Here is an 18816-nt window from a genome sequence, read left to right on the forward strand (position 1 = left end):
CCGACGATCTTGGAGCGACCATGAGGCACATCACCGCGCTGATCGGCCGTCAGATCCTCGACACGGCCACCGTCCATCTCGCCGCGATCCTGCCTGGCCATACGCGTCGGAGCACGCACCGACTGGCGGACGACTACGGCCATCCGCACGGCGCCGGCGCGATCGGCCCAGGTGCGGACGGCCTGCTCCGGGCGGTACTCGTCGAAGCGTTGACCACCGCGCCCGGTCCGGTCGAGGTCCTCATCACCCACCACGACCTGGAGCACCTGTTCGGCGAGATGACCGACCGGGTGCCGCTCGAACGGTTCCACAACAGCCTCCGAGTGACCGACACCCTTGAAAACGCCGTCGAACATGTGGAGGAAAGAGCGAACGGGACCGAGCGTCAGAAGACGCCGATTCTATGGATGGCGACACCAGGAGCCGATGCCGATGTCGTCCACCAAACGCTGGAAAGCTGCCCGGCCGCTCTACTGACCGCGCTGTTCAAGGGACCGTGGCCGTACGGACCCACACATGTGATCGAGGAAAACGGACCGCGGCCCCGCCCCCATCAGCCGGTCTCACTGCTCTCACCTCGACAGGCCGTCGCCAGGCTGCACGCCACGATTCCCGGGGCATAGCGCTCGCCACCGCCCAGTTCATGGTGATCATGGACACCTCGATCATCGAGGTGGTCCCCCTGATACGTATCGATCGACCTACTCGCCCTCGCCCTCGTTCCCACTCCCGTACCGCCACAGCCCACAGTCAGTGATCGGCTTATCACCACTACGAGCTCGATGGCTCGGCGCCGAAACTCCGGCGGATGAGGTGACAGTACGTAATCTTCCTTCCCCTATCCCAATGACCTGTCCGATGCCCGCTGGCAACTGATCAAGCCTGTCCTGGCCACCTGGCGCGCCCGCCATCAAGCCGCAGCCCCCGGCTTTGGGCGACGGCCCGAGCACGACCTACGCGCCGTCATGAACGCGATCGTGTACGTCGACCGCACCGGCATCGCCTGGCGGTACCTGCCGCACGACTACCCGCCCTGGCAAACGGTGTACTGGCACTTCGTCCGCTGGGAGGAACAAGGCGTGACTCGGCGGATGCTGGAGGTCTTGCGGCGCCGTCTATACCAGGAGTTGCACCGCGAGCACGACCCGTCAGCGGCGGTGATGGGCTCCCAAAGCGTCAAGGGCGCCAACGCCGTCGGCTCGGCCACCCGCAGCTATGACAACGACAAGAAGATCAACGGGCGTAAGCGGTTCGTGCTCACCGACACCCTGGCCCCGCTGCTGGCGGTGATGGTCCGCCCCGCCGGCGTGCAGGACCGTGACGGGGCCACCGCGATGCTGCTGGGGTTGCATCCGATGCGGCGGTGCCGGATGGTGTTCGTCGGCACCGGCTTCACCGGACGGCTGGTGACCTGGGCGAGCAAGGTACTAGGCATCGTGGTGCACATCGTTGGCAAACCCCCTGGCCAGCGCGGGTTCCAGGTCCACCCCCGCCAGTGGGTGGTCGAACATACCCTGGCCTGGCTGCTCATTCGCCGGCGCCTGGCCCGTGACCACGAACGCCACCCCGAAACCACCGAAGCCCTGATCCGCTGAGTCGCCATCCACCAGATGGCCCGCCGCATCACCCGCGGCCACCCCGCCCACCGGACAGCACCCGATAGACCCAACGATCACAGCTCAAACACGCTGTCAGTGGCTCCCACTACGATGGGACCCGCTTACCCCAGTAGTGCTCGAGTGGGGAGCATGGTTTCTTACGTGCTGGCTGGTGGGGGCGAATAAGGTCGGGCCATGAGTGTGTTCGATGTGGAAAGCGCGCCAGTCGGCAGCCATCAGGAGCCGATTCCGATGTCGGACATCGACATGGCTCTCACCTCACAGCTCGTGGTGGCGTGGGCGGGCGAGACGGGAGAAGAGCACAGGCTGGGCTGGTGGCGCTGCGACCTCGCATCCGAGTACGGCGGCGAGGACCTGTTCCGTCGGCTGCTGCCGTCCACCTGGCGCTGGGCCGCGCTCCAGGGCGCGCGCGAAGCCGCCCGGCGGGTCGATGCGGAGCTCCGGCGCCGTGACCATGAGCCCGACCGGATCATTTCGCTCTTCAGCCTGGGCTTCGAGCTGGACGAGCGGATCGAGGAGCGCCTCGCGGACCTGAAGCGCTCGGGCCATACGCCGGACGAGGCACTGCCGGGCCTCGCAATCACCCATGACGGCTGGCGCCCAGATATCTTCTGGGACTGGGTCGCCGACCATGGCAAGGCAGGCGGAACCACCTCCCCGGCCGGGCGACGGCTCAGCGGGAGCCTCCCGGCTACCGTGGGGCAGCAGGCACGCAGGCTTGTCGCGGGGCTGGCCCCGGCAGCCGAACACTATCCGCTTCCCCACTTCAGGAGGGCGCTGTGACGGCCCCACACGAGACGACCCTCGTGCACACACGGCTGTCACGGTGCGCCCTCGAGGTGGAGGACTCACGCGCCTTCTGGGCCCGCACCGACGGAGCTACGAGCGTGAGCGCCCAGCAGGCATTCGACGAGTACTGGTTCGGCGCCCGGAGCCTGGCGCGCGTCGAGGTTCTTCTCGCCAACATGCGGGCTCGCTTCAGCGCCTTCCCTGCGGCACTCGCCGTCCTTCACCGCTGGCAGCACATGTTGCCCGAGACGCGCCGGGTTATCTGCCACTGGCACCTGCAGCTCAGCGACCCGCTCTACCGGCGCTTCACGGGCATCTACCTGGCGGAGCGCCGTGCGGGAGCCCGGCCCGAGGTGACTCGGGACCTTGTGGCCACCTGGGTCGGGCTGCACGGCCCTAGCCATTGGACGATGACGATGCGTATCCAGTTCGCCAGTAAGCTCCTGTCCGCGGCGTACTCGGCCACCGTGGTGACGTCCAACCGGGATCCGCGCCCCATTGGGACGCCGCGCGTGCCGGACGAGGCTCTTGAGTATCTCCTGTACCTGCTGCGCGAAACGGAGTTCGAGGGAAGCCTTCTCGACAACCCATACCTGAGATCAGTCGGCCTTGACGGCACTCTCCTCGAAGAGCGCCTGCGTGGACTCCCCGGCCTCGCGTTCCGGCGGCAGGGCGACCTCACCGACTTTGGCTGGCGCCACCAGGACCTGCTCGCCTGGGCAGCGGCCACCCTCCGTGATGGCACCTCGCGCCTGGCTGGGGCCGCTCTGTGACCTTGCCCCTGTTCCAGCAGAGCCCGCTGTTCCAACATGGTCCCCTGCACGAGGCGTTCACCGCACTGCGCCGCGATCTCATCCACGAGAACGGCCCACACATCAGTACGATGCGCAACTACCGTTTCGCCATCGTGCAGTACAAGCCGGCCGAGGAGTTCAGGCTCCGCAGCGAGGTACAGCACCTAACCACCGACCTGGCCGCGAACGGCTGGATGGTCATCTCGATCAGCCTGCAGAAGCTGTTCATCGACAGGGTAAGGGCGCAAGGTCAAGACTGGGTTGACCGAGTCTTGGCCATGGAGGAGCGTCTGGCCAGCACCGACCCGGAGCGCGGGCTGAACTACCTGAAGTCGAAGGTCTCGCCCCTCATCGAGGGGCCGGACGGCATCGCGGCTGACTGCTCCCGCATCGTCTGCGAGTATGCGGACCGGCACCCCGACAGCATCGATCGGACGGTCGCCCTCATCGGGCGCGCGGGAGCGCTCTACCCCTTCATCCAGTCATCAGCCCTGCTGCGCCACCTCGATGGCAGAACGCGCAACGTTCCGGTGGTCCTGCTCTATCCGGGTGAGCGGCGCGGCCCGACCGGGCTCTCGTTCATGGGCGTTCTCAGTCCGGACAACGACTACCGGCCACGGATCTACCCCTGAAGGGCACCATGCTGATTCGCGACCTCTTCGCCTCCGACGTCACACGGGACATCCCGCCCGTCGTGTACTTCCACGAGCAGGCTCCGGACAAGCTCGCCGCCGAGGTATCAGAGTACATCGTCACCGGCGGCTGGCCCGAGGACCACCCGAACCACCGCCGCGTGCCGCAGGGCATCCACGAGCAATACGTCAGGCTGCTAACGGGCATCGCCACAGAGCTTGGCAAGCCCGGTGGCCCCGAACTACCCAACGTCTGGATCTCTGGCTTCTACGGCTCTGGCAAGTCGAGCTTCGCCAAGCTGCTCGGCCTCTCCCTCGACGGCGTCGCGCTGCCGGACGGTGGCTCGCTCGCGGAGGCATGGCTGCAGCGGGACACCTCACCGAACTCCACCGAGCTCCGTGCGGCGTGGAACGGAGTGCGCCAACATATTGATCCGCTGGCGGTCGTCTTCGACATTGGCTCCATCGCGCGTGACGGCGAGCACCTCCACGCTGCAGCGGTGCGGCAGGTCCAGCGACGGCTTGGCTACTGCACCGAGCCCCTCGTTGCGGACTTCGAGCTGCGTCTAGAGCGCGACGGGGAGTGGTCTCGTTTCGAGGAGAAGGCCCAGAAAGTACTCGGTAAGCCGTGGGCGAGTGTGAAGGAGAACTCGCTGGCCGAGGAGGATTTCTCGCTCGTTATGAGCGAGCTTTATCCCGACCGGTACACCGACCCCATGGCCTGGTTTACCAGTCGTGGCGGCACTCACACCCGCTCCGAGTCGCCCGAGGAGGCCGTGGCAGCCATCCGCGACATGCTGAAGTTCCGCCGCCCGGGTGCCACTCTCTTCCTCGTCATCGACGAGGTCTCCCAGTACGTTCTGTCTTACCGGGATCGTGTGGACCGGCTGCGCGCCTTCGCAACGGCCATCGGCGCCACGCTCCGCGGACAAGCCTGGCTGGTGGCGCTCGGACAGCAGAAACTCGACGACGAGGCGGACGACTCCTTCCTCGTCTGGGCGAAGGACCGCTTTCCCCCGAGCCTCCGTGTCCACCTCGCGCCGACCAACATCAGGGACGTCGTCCACAAACGGCTCCTACATAAACGGACCGACGCCGAGGAGTCACTTCGCGCCCTCTTCGAGAGCAACCGGCCCGACCTCAAGCTGTACGCCTACGGCTGTGAGTCAGTGACTCCGGAGGAGTTCATCGAGGTCTACCCGATGCTCCCCGGGCAGATCGACCTTGTCCTGCAGATCACCACCGCCCTGCGGACCCGCTCGGCCCGGGCCCAGGGCGACGACCAGGCGATCCGCGGCCTGCTCCAGCTCCTCGGTGAGCTCTTCCGCGGCCAGCGGCTCGCCGACCAGCAGGTCGGCGGGCTGGTGACCCTAGACCAGATCTACGAGGTTCAGCACACTGCGCTCGACGCCGACGTGCAGGCCTCGATGGCTCGCGTGCTGAGCCAGTGCACGGCTGACACGGACCGGCTCCTGGTACGGGTGGCCAAGGCAGTGGCGCTGCTCGAACTCATCCAGGAAACCCAGGCCACCGATGCGAAGCTCGTGGCGCAGTGCCTCTACGACCGGGTCGATCGCGGCAACCAGGTGGCCGCCGTTACCGAGGCGCTGGAGGAGCTGCGCCGCCGCAATCTTCTGGGCTACTCGGAGAAGCACGGCTACAAGCTCCAGTCCTCTGCGGGCGAGGAGTGGGAGCGCGAGCGCCGCGACATCCCCGCCCCGCGCGAGGCCCTCAGCGAGATCGTCCAGGCCGGGCTCAATTACCTGCTCGCCACTCCCGATCGCCCGCAGCTCCAGGGTCGGTCGTTCCCCTGGGCAGGACGGTTCTCCGATGGCCGTCGCGCCGACGACGTGAGCCTCCTCGATCCGCGCGACGACGCCGCCGTCCGCGTCGATTTCCGCTACCTGGCCATCGAGGAGCGCGCCGAGAGCACGTGGGTAACGAGGAGCGGCGAGGCCGCACTTCACGACCGCCTTGTCTGGCTGTCCGGCGACAGCGAGGCCGTAGGCGAGTGTGCGCGCGAGCTGCACCGCTCGCGCGCCATGGTCAAGAAGTACAAGTCGCGCCGCGACTCGCTGAATCCCGCCCGCAGGCTGCTGCTCCAGCAGGAGGAGAACCGCGCCGAGGATCTCGACAAGCGCGCGAAGGCCACCATCGCAGCGGCATGGATGGCCGGACGGATGTACTTCCGGGGACGCGGCATCTCGCCATCGGACCATGGCGCTACGTTCGCCGTCGCACTCCATCAGGCGGCTACCCGGGTGCTGCCTGACCTTTTCCCACACTTCATTCCTACACAAGTCCAGCCATCCGAGCTGCTCCAGCTCGTCGAGGCCGAGCTCTCCGGCCCGTCGCCCAAATTCCTCACAGGCGACCTTGGCATCCTCGAGCTCGACGCCGGACGGTACGTCCCCTCGTGCGGCGGCGTCGTGGTACGCCGCATCCAGGAGTACATCGAGGCGGAGGGCGGTAGCAGCGGGACAGCTCTCCTCGCCCGGTTCGGCGGCCCGCCCTACGGCTACACGGCGAACGTCGTGAAAGCCTGCGTCGCGGGCCTGCTGCGCGCCACCAAGATACGCCTCCAGCCCGAGGGTAGGGACGAGATCACCGCCATCCGCGACGCTGGAGTGCGCGACCTCTTCGAGCGGGATCGCGACTTCCGGCGCGCCACCATCTTCCCGGCCGGCCAAGACGATATCGGCTTCCAGTCACGAGCGCGCATCTGCAGGTTTTTCGAGGATCGCCTCGAATCCCGCATCGATCGCGAGGATGATCAGATCGCCAACGCGGTCGTGCAGCACTTTCCGGTACTCGCACAGCAACTCCGGGATGTCCAGGGCCGACTCAGCCAGCTTCCCGGCCCCCCCGCGGAACCAGCGGCGCTCGGCAGGCTCGGCGACGCCTTGGAGAAGTGCCTCAGGAATTGCCGGCAGACCAGGCCGACTGTGCAGGCGGTCAAAAATCACCTCGACGCGCTGCAGGACGGCGTGTTCATCCTGCATCTCTACCGCTCGGAGCTGACGGCCGATGCCATCCGGGCCGTCAAGGACGCTCACCAAGTACTCACGCACCAGGCGGATCAGTTGACGGAGGCCGGCATCAAGCCCACGAATGTCGTGGTAGCCGCGACCCGTGTATCCACCCAGCTCGCGGCGGAGCGGCCCTGGTTCAACATCGGCGCGCTCGACGAGGATCTCGCCGGGATCCTCGCCTGCTATCGCGCGGAGCGGCAGCGGCTGCTTCAGTGGCAGGAGCGGCAGGCGGAGGCGGCCCGTGGCCGTGTTCGGGCACGCAACGGCTTCAGCACCCTCACGGCCGATCAGGCGCACAGCGTGCTGCGGCCCTTCACGGGGGCGGTCACCGACACCACCGTCGAGGCGGTCGCGCCACCGCTGACTGCGCTGGCGGACCTTTTCACGGTCGCGCTACAGCGCGCCGAGAACCAGGCTAACGACCTCCTCGACGAGATACTGAGCACGGGCAACAGGCCACTCATCGCCCGCGTCGACCTGCAGTTGCGCAATCGTGAGGTCGCGACGGAGGCCGACGTGCAGGCGCTGGTCGAGGAGATCAAGGGACGCCTGCTCGAGCAGGTCCGGGCCGGCGCCCGAGTGCGGCTACTGTGACCAAGGTGGCGACGACCATGTCCATGACTTCCAATGCGAAGCACGCGCTCGCGACGACGATCCGGTCGCTCCGCGCCCGGCTGATCGAGGACCTCCATGCCGCCACAGAGACGGCCTACCGGCTCTCCGTGCACAGCCGCGAGGCGGGACTGGACGAGGCTGCCCGCGCCAGGCGCGGGCGGCTGGAGGCGTGGGTGGCCGAGCAGGTACGAGCACAGGGCACTACCGGGGCCAAGAGGGATCGGTCCGCGCAGGACTTCCGCCGTGAAGCCGAGAAGCAGGCGGCCTATACCTTGCTGAATCGGCTGGTCCTGCTCCGGCTCATGGAGGCACCGCGGCCATCAGGCCAGCCGCTCCGGGCACCCGCCGTGGTGACCGGCGGCTGGGAGAGCCGCGCGTACCTGGACTTCCGGCAGCTCGCGCCGGGAATCGTGCGCGACGACGAGACTGAAGGCTACGCGTTCCTCCTGCGCCTCGTCTTCGAGGACCTCGCCACCGAACTACCTGGCCTCTACGGCCCAGCAGGCGTGGCCGACCTCGTCCCTATTCCAGCAGCGACGCTCCGGCACGTCATCGATGCCCTCAATTCCGAGGCGCTGGAGAGCTGCTGGGTCGACGACATGACCCTCGGCTGGGTCTACCAGTATTGGAACGACCCCGAGCGCGAGGCGCTCGACGACAAGCTTCACAGCGGCGGCAAGGTCGAGCCGCACGAAATTGCCAGCAAAACACAGATGTTCACCGAGCGCTACATGGTGGACTGGCTACTTCAGAACAGCCTGGGGCCGATATGGCTGGCCATCTGCCAGCGGCACGGGTGGACGCCCGAGGCGGCGACCGACGGCACGCTCGACCGATTGGAGGAGCGGCGTGCCGAGTGGCGGGCAAAACGCGCAGCGGGCGAGGTCACGCTCACCGACCTGATGCCGCTGAACACCGACGCGGAACGCCGTTGGGCCTACTACGTGCCGCAGTCCGTCCCCGAGAGCGCCGTAGCACAGGCACCCGAGACCATCCGCGACCTGAAGCTGCTCGACCCAGCCGTCGGCTCGGGACACTTCCTGGTCGTGGCGCTGGACCTCCTGGTGGCACTTTACCGAGAGGAGGCCCACCACCGGGGCGAGGCCGACGAGGAGCGCTGGTCCAACCGGGCCATCGTCGAGCGCATCCTCTCGCACAACCTGCATGGCATCGATCTAGACCCGAGGGCGGTCCAGATCGCCGCAGCGGCCCTCTGGCTCAAAGCCCAGCAGATGGCCCCGGGTGCCCAGCCTGAGCAGCTGAACCTCGTAGCGTCACGCCTGCGCCTCGCGAGCCTGGCCGACGACGACCCGGCGCTCGTTGAGCTCCGCCGCGAGGTAGAGCTCGAGACCGGCATTCCGGCCGTGCTGACTGACACGCTGATCCACGCGCTGCGCGGTGCCGACCACCTGGGCTCCCTGCTTAAGGTCGGAACGGTGGTCGACGAGGCCCTGGAAAGGCACGAGGCCGCGCTCGACCGGGCGGTGGACGAGCAGGGCGACCTGTTCACCGGCTTCAGCCCGAAGCCCGAGCGGATCAGTATCGGCCACGCCGAGGCCAGGGCCACCCTTCTCGACCGGCTAGAGGGCTTCCTTGCCCGCCACACCAGCGGCGACGACCTTGGCCTCCGCCTGCGCGGCGAGCAGCTCGCGGCAGGCGTCCGCTTCGTGCGCCTAGTCCGTGAGGGAACGTACGACCTGGTAGTTGCGAACCCGCCGTACCAGGGCACCAGCAAGATGGCCGAGACAACGTACGTCTCTCGGACGTACCCGCTCGGTAAGAGGGACCTCTACGCGGCGTTTCTGCTGCGCGGCTTGGAACTGGTCCGCCACGGCGGCGTATCGGCGATGCTCACGATGCGAAACTGGATGTTTATTAAGCAGTACTCGGAACTGCGTGAGTATCTCTTGGGGAACTTTGACCTGCGCGGGCTGGGCGACTTCGCAGTGGGAGCTTTCGACGAGGTGCCGAATGACGTCCTGAGCGTGACCGTGAGCGTCCTCCACCGATCGCCCCACAGGTCAGAGCCAAGCATGGCTCACCAACCCACGCCACCAGGAGACAACTCCTACGATCGTGCGCGAACTCGACGCAAGCACGCCGCAACCCTCTGCCAAGAGGGGCGCTACACCTTCGACCCGGCCGCGCTCAAGGTCGTACCGGAGTGGCCTCTGGTTTATTGGTGGAGCAACGAACTGCTTGGACTAGCGGCAAATGGGAAACTAATTGGAAAAGTCGGCTCCCTGCCAATCGGGCTGCAGACAGGGAACAACGACCGATTTCTGCGTCGCCCTTGGGAGGTGCAACCATCTACGATAGACACAAATCGCAAATTCCAAGCCTGCATTAACGACCAAAAGCCTTGGAAGGCATACGTCAAGGGCGCAGCCGGCACCCGCTGGCTTGAACCACTATCTTTCGTAATATGGTTCGCCAGGTCATCACATCCCGCTTATGGGACCCTGCCAAGCGCTCGCTACGGGCAAGGTTCGACCTACTACTACCATGAAGGTGTCGCATATAACACAAAGGGCAATACCTTCTCTGCACGGGCAATCCGTTTCGCTTCAGTTTTTGACGTGGAGGGCCGAGCACTATTTGGCATGCCCCAAGCTCAGGCACTTGCACTACTCAACTCTCCCATTGCACGATACGTCGCCACGTCTCTCAATCCCACCATTCATTTCACTGCAGGCGACGTTGCCCGCATTCCTACCCTGGATATTGATGGCGCTCAAGTCATCTTTAGCCATCTGGATAGCGCGTTCACCCTGCACGAATCTCACCGTGAACAGTCCATCGAGTTCCTGCGCCCCGGGCCCTCCCCATGGCGCCACGCCCAGGACTGGGCCCAGGCTGCCGTTGACCGCCCCGAAGGGGCACCACTTCCCGAGTACACCGAGCAGCTAGACCCTGAGCGCGGCAACGACCACCTGAGCTTTGCTCTCGGTGTCGCTCTTGGTCGCTTCGGCCTGGCCGATACTCCCGCCGAGGGCATCCTCAACCCCGCCACCGCGGACCTCTCACACGCGCTCCCGCATGGGATCCTCTTTCTCGACACCACTCTTGACTCCGGGGATCACAGCGACAGCCTTGGCCATCCCGCGGCCAAACCGCTGCATGCCGCCTGGGCAGAACACGCGCCAGCGACCGGCACCAGGCGGAGTCTGCGCAACTGGCTGGCCCTCGATTTCTTCAAGGATGTCCACAAGGGCACGTACGGGAACCGGCCCATTCACTGGCCGCTCTCCTCGTCGGGCAAGACCTTCGTGGCCTGGGTAAACATTCACCGGATGAACGACCAGACTCTGCGGGTGCTGCTCGCCGACCACCTCGCGCGGACGCTCATCCGTCTTGACGGCGAACTGGCGGACCTGCGCGCCACCCGTGACAGCGCTGACAAGAAGGCCGCGCGGGACGCCGAGCGGCAGTATGATCGGGTGCTGAAGGCTCGAAGTGAGCTGCAGGAGTTCATCGCTAACGTCGAGCAGTGCGCCGACCGAGGGGCGCCGCCAACTGACGGCAAGTGTCCTGCGCGCGAGCGGGACGCCCGCTACGCTCCCAACCTCGACGACGGCGTGATGATCAACTCCGCCGCGCTCTGGCCGCTGCTCGACCCGCAGTGGAAAGACCCGAAGAAGTGGTGGAAGGAACTCGCCACCGCGAGCGGTCGGAAGGACTACGACTGGTCCCACCTGGCGATGCTCTACTGGCCGGGCCGGGTCGACCGGAAATGCCAGCAGGACCCGAGCCTTGGCGTCGCGCACGGCTGCTTCTGGCGGTACCACCCCAAGCACGCCTGGACCTGGGAGCTGCGGCTCCAGGACGAAATCGGTCCTGACTTCCGCATCGAGGAGCCGCCCTACCGCCCCGGCGGCCGTCACGTGGACGACATTGGCGATGGACCCCACCGCGATGCTTTCCTGCGTGACCAGCCCAAGGCCGCTCTCGCCGCCATCGAGCAGGAGGCCACGCGGCGCATGGGCCGCAGCAAGAACCGGCGGGTCGTGCCCGAGATCCGCATCCTTGAGACGGGTCTCTGGTCGGCCCACGCCGAGGCCATCTGGGAGATGGAGCTGTGCCTGGCCGAGCAGCAGGGCGCAGAGATCCGCGTCCTCGCACCCGATGAGGCCACGGCCCGTGCGACGTTCGAGGCGGCGCATCCCAAGCGGGTGCAGTACCGCAAGAGCTTCCTGGCCAGCCTCGTCCCGCCCGTCGAGCTATTCGACGACGAAAACGCGGACGAGAGCGAGGAGGACGACGCGTGACGACCACAGTTACCTCCCCGCCATCGTCGGGGCTCAGCGGCCCCGTGTCCGCGGTCCTGGAAGCGGACCTGCGCTCGCGGGTGCGTCGACATGGCATCGTTGTCTGGCTCGACCAGGCCGGGACCTACAGTGAGTTCGTCGAGCGCCTCCAGGCGCTGCGTGCCGACGGTGCCTTGCCCTACCAGGTCGAGGCCTTCCGGGGCAGCCACCTGGCGCTCATGATGGCGCTTGACGGCGTGGCCGCCGGCACGGAGAAGGCACCTCTTGTCATCCACCTGCCGGGGTTCACCGAGGAAACCGTGCGGCAGACGCCGCTCTTCGAGCTCTACGCGGCCGGCGTGCGGTACCGCAAGGCGCTCGACACCCTCGTCACTGAGGCCGCCTCGGGACAGGTGCGCCCCGACCAGATCAACTCCTTCCGGGCCCAGCCCGGCATGACGCTCGCTGGTGCCGACGCCTGGCTGGGCACGCTCCTCGACGGCGCAGAGGGCAGCATCGGGACACAGCTCCGGGCTAAGAGCCCAACGGCCGTCCTCGATGACCTGCTCACTGGGGGAATCATCGCCGGGCAGATCAGCGAACTCGATGTCGAGGACGCGCTCTGGGAGCGGTTCGCCGCCTGGATCGGCCTCCCCCCCTCCTGGCGCGATGCCACGCTCCCTCCCTCTCAGCCCCGCGCCGGGGACGTGGCGTTCGCCGCGGCAAGCTGGGCGCTGTGTGTGGAGTACACGAATGATCTGAGGCGTGCACCGGCTAGCGACCATCTGTCGTCCGCTGCTGCCCTGCCGACCCCGGTTATCGATACCTGCCGCACCGTGGCTGCTCATCTCCGGGAGTACCACGCGGGCTTCTACCAGCGGACGGCCGACGAGACGGAGGCGCTGCTCGCCGATGAGGTCGAGCAGGCCCAGGCCGAGGACCTCGGCGCCATCGACACGTTCCGGTTCGAGGAGGACAAGGTTCTCAAGGCGGCGCTGGCTGCGCTGGGCCGCGCGGCCTACGACCAGGCTGCCGAATGGGCTGACCCACGCGTGGAACCCACGTCGGCTGACACATCCTTCTGGCTCCGCGATGACCCCGCACGGCAGTCCGCCTGGCAACTCGTCCACGAGGCGGCTCGTCTCGGCCAGGAGATCACTCGTGCAGGGATGCGGATCGGCGTAAGCACGAGCGCCGACGCAGCCATTGAGACTGCCATGGCGGCCTATGCCGAGCGTGGCGCCACAGTCGATCAGGCGCACCGGCTGCTGGAGCAGCGGCGGGTGGCTCTGCTCTACCCGCTGCTTCCCGAGTTCGAGACCCTGCGGGCGCGCCTCGACGGAATGCGCCGCGCCTGGCGTGAGTGGGCCGATGCCTGGGCTCGCGAGTTCAACGCGCTCTGCACAGCCCATGGCTTCCTGCCAGGCACCTCGCACCAACAGCGGACGCTCTTCGACGAGGTGGTCCGGCCATTGGCCCAGGAACCCGGCGCTACCGCGTACTTCGTTGTCGATGCCCTGCGGTTCGAGATGGGCGAGGAGCTCTATCGCCAGATAGCGGGCACCCCGGCCACCACTGCGGCGCTGCGGCCCCGGCTCGCTGAGCTCCCCACCGTGACAGAGGTGGGGATGAACGTGCTCGCACCCGTCGCGCGCAACGGCCGCCTGCAGGTCTCGCTGGCCAGCGACGCCGGCGGGATTAAAGGCTTCCAGACGGGTGAGTTCCGGGTCTGCAACCCCGAGACGCGCAAGCGGGCAATGCACGACCGGGTCGGCGGCGCGACCTGCTCGTGGCTCACCCTTGAGGAGGTTGTCAGCCGCGACACTGCTTCGCTCAAGCGGTCGGTCTCTCAGGCGCGGCTGGTCGTGGTGCACAGCCGGGAGATCGACGAAGCCGGCGAGAAGGGCATTGGCCCTGCCGTGTTCGACATCGCCCTGCAGAAGCTTCGCGCTGCTTGGCGCGTGCTGCGCGAAGCGGGCGTGCGCCGGTTCGTGTTCACTAGCGACCACGGGTTCCTCCTGCTGGACGGCGACACCGCAGCCGCTCAGGCTTATGGCCGCCGGATCGACCCGCAGCGGCGGCACGTCTTCTCGCCGGTGGCGGCCGACCATGCGGGCCAGGTCAGGGTCGCGCTGGCGGACCTCAGGTACGAGGGCACAGGCACGAGCGTCGTCTTCCCGGAGAGCACGGCGGTCTTCGACACCGGCCGGCGGCCGGTGGACTTCGCGCACGGTGGTAACAGCTTGCAGGAGCGTGTCATCCCGGTACTTACCGTGGTGCACCGCACGGCGGCCGGCGGGAGCGGCATCAGGTACGGCGTTACCGCCGAGGCCCGCGAGGGCGTGGCGGGGATGCACTGCATCGAAGCCAGGGTCGAGGTCCTCGAGCAACAGTCCCTGGACTTCGGAAGTCTGCAGGAAATCGAACTTGCCGTTCGCGTCCCTGACGCCGAGGACGTGCAGGTCGAGCTCTGCCAGACTCGTGGCAGGGCGCGGATTGCGGGCAGCGCAGTCGTCGCCGCCGTCGGCGAGCCCTTCGAGCTCTTCTTCCGGCTTTCCGGAGCCACGGACACACGCACACTCATCGAGATCCTCCATCCGAGCGCCGTCGCGGACGTGGTGCCGTGCGTGCCGGACGCCCGCTTCCCTGTCACCACGATGCGGGCACCCGCGTCACCGGCCGCCACCCCGCCGACGACCAGCCCGGTAGCCAGCACGAGATGGCTGGAGCAATTCTCCGACCCTGGGATCCGGCAGGTGTTCGAGCATCTGGCGGTGCATGGCGCAGTCACGGAGAACGAGGCCGCCGCTATGCTGGGAGGCCCCCGCGGCCTGCGCCGCTTTGCCCTCCAGTTCGAGTCCTACGCCCAGAAGGCCCCCTTTGTCGTGCGCATCGACGTCGTGGCCGGGGTGAAGCGATACGTACGGGAGGGAAGCGGATGAGCACACTGACCCAGAAGGACGTCACGCACATCTTCGAGGCACTGCGCAAGGGCCTCGTGCCAGAACGGGGACTCGATGCGTTCGCGGTCGGCATCGAGAAGCAACTCGGGGAACTGCACCGGCAGTTCAACCTCGTGGAGGACGGCGAGGGCACTGTCAAGTTCCTGCGCGGGGGCTACGGCTGCGGGAAGACCTTCATGGCACGCCTCGCCGTGCTCGACGCGCAGGCCCAGGGGTTCGCGACCAGCTTTGTTGTCGTCTCCGACAATGACCTTAAGTTCCACCGATTCGACGACGTGTACCGCAAGGTGCTGACTGAACTGGGCACCGCGTCGTGCCCGCGCGGGGCCCTGGGCGATGTTCTCGACCGTTGGATCGGACAAGTGGAAGAAGCGCTCATCGCGGCCGGGGAGGACGACGCAGACCCAGCGTTCGATGCCACGGTGGCGAAGCGCCTCGACGAGGACCTTGCGGCTATGACGGGCGGCCGGGCGCCTCAGGACTTCGTCCGCGTCATCCAGGCTATCTTCGAGCTGAAGCAGCAAGGAAACGTGGCGGAGGCGGGAGCTCTCATCTCCTGGTTGTGCGGCAGCGGCAACGTCGCCGCCTCGGTCAAGCGAGCCGCGGGCATCAAGGGGGACATCGAGAGCCGCGATGCCCTTGACTACCTGCGGGGAGTCCTGGAAATTGTGAAGGCCGCCGGGTACAAGGGGCTGATCGTCGTCATCGACGAAGCCGAGACCATCCTCCGGATGCGTTCGGACTCGCGGCACAAGTCCCTCAACGGGATCCGGCAGATCGCCGACGCCTCGGGCTCCTATCCGGGCATGCTCTGGGTCTTCACCGGCACCCCAGAGTTCTTCGACACGAGGCAGGGAGTCGCCGGCCTCGCCCCGCTCCACGACCGGATCCGGTTTCTGAAGCAAGGCCGCTTCGCCAGCCTGCGCCAAGCCCAGCTCGAACTTGTCCCCTTCAACGCCGAGCGGCTCCGCTCCGTCGCGCTCCGCCTGCGTGAGCTGTTTCCCACCGCTGACCACGGCCGCCTCGACCAGAAGATCAGTACAGCCTTCGTGGAGCGTCTCGTCGCGGAGGTGTCAGCTGGCTTCAAGGGCGACGTTGGCGTGGTACCACGCCAGTTCCTGCGTGAGTTCGTCACGCAACTCGATCTAGTCGAGGAGCACGCAGACTACGAACCCATGTCCGAGTATGGCTTCCAGGCCACGGACCTCAGCCCCGAGGAGCAACACGTGCTCTCCGGGACCGCACTCGTCGGCCTTGACCCTGCCCTCAACGACGAAGCAGACGGGTTGGTGCCGGCCGAGGACGTGTGGTGAGTGTCTTCGCCCGTTTCGCCCCACGCCTACAGCAGGCGATCGTGTCCCGGCTCGGCTGGTCGAGCCTGCGCCCCGTACAGGAAGAGGCAGGAGCGGCGCTGCTCGCCGGCGACAACGCGATCATCCTGGCCCCCACCGCTGGCGGCAAGACCGAGGCGGCGGTCTTCCCGGTCCTCTCGCAACTCGCCGATGACGAGCCGGACGGAATAGGCGCACTGTACGTCGCTCCGATCAAAGCGCTGCTGAACAACCAGGCGGACCGGCTTGGGCTCTACACCGAGATGATCGGCCTGCGGAGCTTCGCTTGGCATGGTGATACGCCGAACCACTCCCGGCGCCAGTTCCTCGGAGAACCCGCCCAGCTCCTGATGACGACACCGGAGTCACTTGAGGTGATGCTCCTCTCGGCGCGGGTGGATGAGAGCAAGCTCTTCGCCGACCTACGGACCGTGATCATCGACGAGATCCACGCGCTGGCCGGATCCGACCGCGGCGCCCACTTGATGAGCGTGATCGAACGTCTGGCGCGCATTTCCCGGCATGACGTCCAGCGGGTCGGGCTGTCCGCGACCGTGGGCAATCCCAAGGCCATCCTTACCTGGATGCAGGGCACGTCCAGCCGGAGCGGGCGCGTCGTCAGCCCGCCGAGCCAGCCAAGGCCCCGGCAGATCCTCGTCGTCCACCGCCGGGACCTCCCTGAGCTCTCCCACGACGCGGCGCGGGTCGCGGCGGGCCGCAAGAGCCTGCTCTTCTGCCAGTCCCGGTCCACGACGGAGGCCGTCGCCGAGCACATGCGGCGCGCTGGCATCGCCGTGTTCGTCCATCACAGTGCCGTATCCCGGGAAGAGCGCCAGCTCGCAGAGGAACGCTTTCATCACAGCGGCGACGCCTGCATCGTGTGCACCTCAACGCTGGAGCTGGGAATCGACGTCGGCGACCTCGACCGGATCCTGCAGGCTGAGGCGCCAGACACCGTGAGCTCGTTCTTGCAGCGCATGGGGCGAACGGGGCGGCGACCGGGGCAGGCGTCTAACACCACGTTTCTCTGCGAGACAACCGAGGGAGTGCTGCAAGCTATCGCCTTGGTCGAACTGGCCAAGGCTGGCTGGGTCGAGTCAGTTGAACTCGACCACCGCTGCTGGCCGGTGCTCATCCACCAAGTGCTTGCCATGGCACTTGCAGGGGACGGGATCACCGGCGAAGATGCCTGGGAGCACCTGGCGCGCGTGCCTGACTTCCAGGGCATCCACCGGGCCGAATACGACCGCCTTCTGGCGTGGATGGTACGAGATGGCTCGCTCCGGCTCGCCGGCGGGCGGCTGGTCCTAGGGCCGAAGGCGGAACGCCGGTTCGGCCGCAAAAACTTCATGGAGCTCTTCGCGGTCTTCTCCAGCCCGCAGACCTACACGGTACAGGCCGCCAATGGCCGCCCCCTGGGCTCGCTCAGCCAGGCGTTCGTCGACCGACTCGTCGATGGGATCAGCAGCTTCCTGCTTGGCGGGCGTGCATGGGCCGTCCTCCACGTACGGCACAATGACCGCCGCGTCATCGTCGAGGCGGCACCCCGCGGTCGCCAGCCCACGTGGGGAGGGTTCCTCCCCCAGTTCCTCGGCCTCGACCTCTGCCAGCACATTCGGTCGGTGCTGCTCAGCGAGACGCACTACCCGTACCTCGATGACGCCGCATGGGAGGTCCTCACCGATCAGCGTGCTTTCATGCGTGAAGTAATCAGCTCCGAGCGCGGCAACGCGGAGTTCGATAACGGGGAGATCCGCTGGTGGACCTTCGCGGGCGGGCGCATCAACGCGACCCTCCGGTATGCGCTCGAAGCGGTCGCAGGAGACTGGCAGGTCAGCTCCGACAACTTCCTGGTCAAAATACGCGGCGCGGCCGTTGGCAGAGACCGCTTCCGTAACGCGCTCGGCAGGCTAAGGGAACCCGAGTTCTGGGAGGATGAGCGCCTCTGGGCGCAGGTCGCCGAGTCTCTCCCGGGCTACCGCCTCAGCAAGTTCCAGCCGCTGATGCCGCCGTGGATCGAGCGCGAGGTAGTCGCGAGCTACCTGCTTGACGTCGGCGGAGCCTGGCGGTGGCTCTCGAAGGGCGAGACCCACCTCCCACGGCTGCCCGACAGCATCCGGACTCTGACGGTAAGCGATGCGGAGCGAATCACCCAGCTTCCGGAGGCACCAGCGGAGCTGCCCCTCCTACGCCGCGAGGAAGACCGGCCGCTGATCTGGGTCCGGACGCCGTCGCAGCTCACGGAGGCGGTCGCTGCCCTGGCATCCGAGTCCGTCGTCGGCCTTGATGTCGAGACAACGCTGGCGAGGCGCACCCTCTGCCTGATTCAGATAGCAGGCCGCGAGGCAACCTATCTCATCGATGCGCTTGAGCTACCCGACCTAGAGCCCCTCAGCCAGCTGCTCGCGAGCGGCGAGACGACGAAGCTGATCCACTACGCTTCGTTCGAACGTGAGGTCCTCGGCCGGCAGGGCTTCGTGCTGGACGGCGTGGTTGACACTCGCGAAGTATCGATCCGGCTCCGGCGCGGCGCGAGCGGACACAGCCTACGCGAAGTCTGCGCACGCGAGCTTGGCGTGGAACTCGACAAGAGGGAGCAGACCGGCGACTGGACCCGGCGGCCTCTTGCCGAGAGCCAGGTAACCTACGCCGCCCTAGACGCCGAGGTGCTACTCCGCTTGTTCGCGCACTTCGAGGAGGTCACGCATACCCTTCCGACTGCCAGCCCCTAAGCCGGATAGTCGAGTCCCGCCATTCTATAGAGGCGAACACCCAGATGACCATAGGATTCACC

The 18816-nt window shown here is 66.9% G+C and carries 10 protein-coding genes; all 10 read left to right on the forward strand.

Annotated elements, in window-relative coordinates; all coding sequences use genetic code 11:
- The first annotated feature begins 20 nt into the window (after nt 1-20).
- The 10 genes from DPM19_RS34795 (at nt 21) to DPM19_RS09760 (ending at nt 18754) form a co-directional block, all read left to right on the forward strand.
- A complete protein-coding gene (locus DPM19_RS34795; RefSeq protein ID WP_146778799.1) occupies nt 21-623 on the forward strand; it encodes a hypothetical protein in 603 nt (200 codons plus the stop codon).
- A gap of 228 nt (nt 624-851) precedes the next feature.
- Nucleotides 852-1595: an IS5 family transposase gene (locus DPM19_RS09720; RefSeq protein ID WP_111865219.1), complete on the forward strand. Its 744-nt coding sequence runs from the start codon at nt 852-854 to the stop codon at nt 1593-1595.
- 198 nt (nt 1596-1793) lie between these two features.
- Complete coding sequence (gene brxE, locus DPM19_RS09725; RefSeq protein WP_199484965.1) at nt 1794-2402, forward strand: BREX-6 system BrxE protein; 609 nt, start codon at nt 1794-1796, stop codon at nt 2400-2402.
- A gap of 104 nt (nt 2403-2506) precedes the next feature.
- A complete protein-coding gene (locus DPM19_RS09730) occupies nt 2507-3181 on the forward strand; it encodes a hypothetical protein (protein ID WP_199484966.1) in 675 nt (224 codons plus the stop codon).
- The gene (locus DPM19_RS09735) at nt 3178-3834 is read left to right on the forward strand and encodes a DUF1788 domain-containing protein (RefSeq protein ID WP_199484967.1); all 657 of its coding nucleotides are present in this window, start codon (nt 3178-3180) and stop codon (nt 3832-3834) included. The genes DPM19_RS09730 and DPM19_RS09735 overlap by 4 nt, the downstream gene beginning before the upstream one ends.
- A gap of 8 nt (nt 3835-3842) precedes the next feature.
- Complete coding sequence (gene brxC, locus DPM19_RS09740; RefSeq protein WP_111865227.1) at nt 3843-7460, forward strand: BREX system P-loop protein BrxC; 3618 nt, start codon at nt 3843-3845, stop codon at nt 7458-7460.
- A 5-nt stretch (nt 7461-7465) separates the two neighbouring features.
- Nucleotides 7466-11749 (forward strand): BREX-6 system adenine-specific DNA-methyltransferase PglX, encoded by a 4284-nt coding sequence (gene pglX, locus DPM19_RS09745; protein WP_199484968.1) that lies wholly within the window; start codon nt 7466-7468, stop codon nt 11747-11749.
- Nucleotides 11746-14670 carry a BREX-6 system phosphatase PglZ gene (pglZ, locus tag DPM19_RS09750; RefSeq protein ID WP_158566746.1) on the forward strand — a complete coding sequence of 975 codons (2925 nt, stop codon included), beginning with the start codon at nt 11746-11748 and terminating at the stop codon, nt 14668-14670. Before pglX ends, pglZ begins: the two co-directional genes overlap by 4 nt.
- Nucleotides 14667-16004, forward strand: a complete 1338-nt coding sequence (gene brxD, locus DPM19_RS09755) for a BREX system ATP-binding protein BrxD (RefSeq protein ID WP_111865233.1) — start codon at nt 14667-14669, stop codon at nt 16002-16004. The genes pglZ and brxD overlap by 4 nt, the downstream gene beginning before the upstream one ends.
- Nucleotides 16001-18754: a DEAD/DEAH box helicase gene (locus DPM19_RS09760; RefSeq protein ID WP_199484969.1), complete on the forward strand. Its 2754-nt coding sequence runs from the start codon at nt 16001-16003 to the stop codon at nt 18752-18754. Before brxD ends, DPM19_RS09760 begins: the two co-directional genes overlap by 4 nt.
- Nucleotides 18755-18816: the final 62 nt, after the last annotated feature.

Origin of the sequence: Actinomadura craniellae (assembly GCF_003289645.1) — a bacterium.
GTDB lineage: Bacteria > Actinomycetota > Actinomycetes > Streptosporangiales > Streptosporangiaceae > Actinomadura_D > Actinomadura_D craniellae.

Bases quoted from the DNA above. Each gene is read 5' to 3' on its own strand.
- brxC (WP_111865227.1), top strand. From the start codon at position 3,843: ATGCTGATTCGCGACCTCTTCGCCTCCGACGTCACACGGGACATCCCG.
- brxD (WP_111865233.1), top strand. From the start codon at position 14,667: ATGAGCACACTGACCCAGAAGGACGTCACGCACATCTTCGAGGCACTG.
- DPM19_RS34795 (WP_146778799.1), top strand. From the start codon at position 21: ATGAGGCACATCACCGCGCTGATCGGCCGTCAGATCCTCGACACGGCC.
- brxE (WP_199484965.1), top strand. From the start codon at position 1,794: ATGAGTGTGTTCGATGTGGAAAGCGCGCCAGTCGGCAGCCATCAGGAG.